The 1,316-nt window shown below is 65.2% G+C and carries 2 protein-coding genes; both read right to left on the reverse strand.

Annotated features, from left to right (window positions below; translation table 11 throughout):
* A partial coding sequence (locus tag ACH4LD_RS42970) for an alpha-amylase family glycosyl hydrolase (RefSeq protein WP_398059993.1) occupies positions 1-869 on the reverse strand: 869 nt, incomplete at its 3' end.
* Positions 866-1,316 (reverse strand): DUF3459 domain-containing protein (locus tag ACH4LD_RS42975; protein WP_398059991.1); only part of this gene is annotated, 451 nt, incomplete at its 5' end. The genes ACH4LD_RS42975 and ACH4LD_RS42970, both read right to left, overlap by 4 nt.

Genomic DNA, 1,316 nt, shown 5'->3' on the forward strand with positions numbered 1-1,316 from the left:
ACGGGGAAGTGGAACGCCATGTGGCACTCGTCGCCGCCGGAGCTGTAGTCGCCGAAGTAGTCGACGACGTCCTCGGGCCACTGGTTGGCCTCGGCGAGGAGCACCTTGTCGGGGTACTGGGCGTCGATCTCCTTGCGCACCCGCTTCAGGAACTCGTGGGTCGCCGGCAGGTTCTCGCAGTTGGTGCCCTCCTGCTGGTACAGGTACGGCACCGCGTCCAGCCGGAACCCGTCGATGCCGAGATCCAGCCAGAACTTCAGCGCGGAGATCATCTCCTCCTGCACGGCCGGGTTCTCGTAGTTCAGATCCGGCTGGTGCGAGAAGAAGCGGTGCCAGTAGTACTGCTTGCGTACCGGGTCGTACGTCCAGTTGGAGACCTCGGTGTCGACGAAGATGATCCGGGCGTCCTGGTACTGCTTGTCGTCGTCGGCCCAGACGTAGTAGTCCCCGTACGGACCGTCCGGATCCCGCCTCGACTCCTGGAACCACGGGTGCTGGTCGCTGGTGTGGTTCATGACGAAGTCGATGATCACGCGCATGCCGCGCTGGTGCGCGGCGTCCACGAACTCCACGAAGTCGGCGAGGTCACCGAACTCCGGGAGAACGGCGGTGTAGTCGGAGACGTCGTAACCGCCGTCCCGCAGCGGCGACTTGAAGAACGGCGGCAGCCACAGGCAGTCGACTCCCAGCCACTGGAGATAGTCGAGCTTGGCGGTCAGGCCCTTCAGGTCGCCGACGCCGTCGCCGTTGCTGTCCTGGAAGGAGCGGACCAGGACCTCGTAGAAGACGGCGCGTTTGAACCACTCCGGGTCCCGGTCCTTGGCGGGGGTGTCCTCGAAGGTGTCCGGAACAGGCTCATTGACGATCATATTGTGGGTGACCCTCCGATCTGCGGGGTGGACGGTCGCAGGACGGTGAAGACGTGCGCGGGCCTGTGACCCGGTTCGAGGCGCACATAGTTGGCCCTGCCCCAGTAGTAGGTCTCGCCGGTGAGCTGATCGCACACCGGCACGGACTCGTGCCAGTCCAGGCCGAGTTGCGGCATGTCCAACGAGACCGTTGCCTCCTGGGTGTGGTGGGGGTCGAGGTTCACGACCACCAGAACCGTGTTCGATCCGCTCCGCTTCGAGTAGACGATCACCGCGTCCTGGTCCGCGTGGTGGAAGTGCAGATCGCGTAGCTGTCGCAGGGCCGGCTGCTGCCGCCGGATGGTGTTGAGCCGGGTGATGAGGGGTGCGATGGTCCGCCCCTCGCGTGCGGCGGCCTCCCAGTCGCGGGGCTTGAGCTGGTACTTCTCCGAGTCCAGGTATTCCTCG

The sequence above is a fragment of the Streptomyces sp. NPDC017676 genome (assembly GCF_044329325.1).
In the GTDB taxonomy this organism is placed as follows: domain Bacteria; phylum Actinomycetota; class Actinomycetes; order Streptomycetales; family Streptomycetaceae; genus Streptomyces.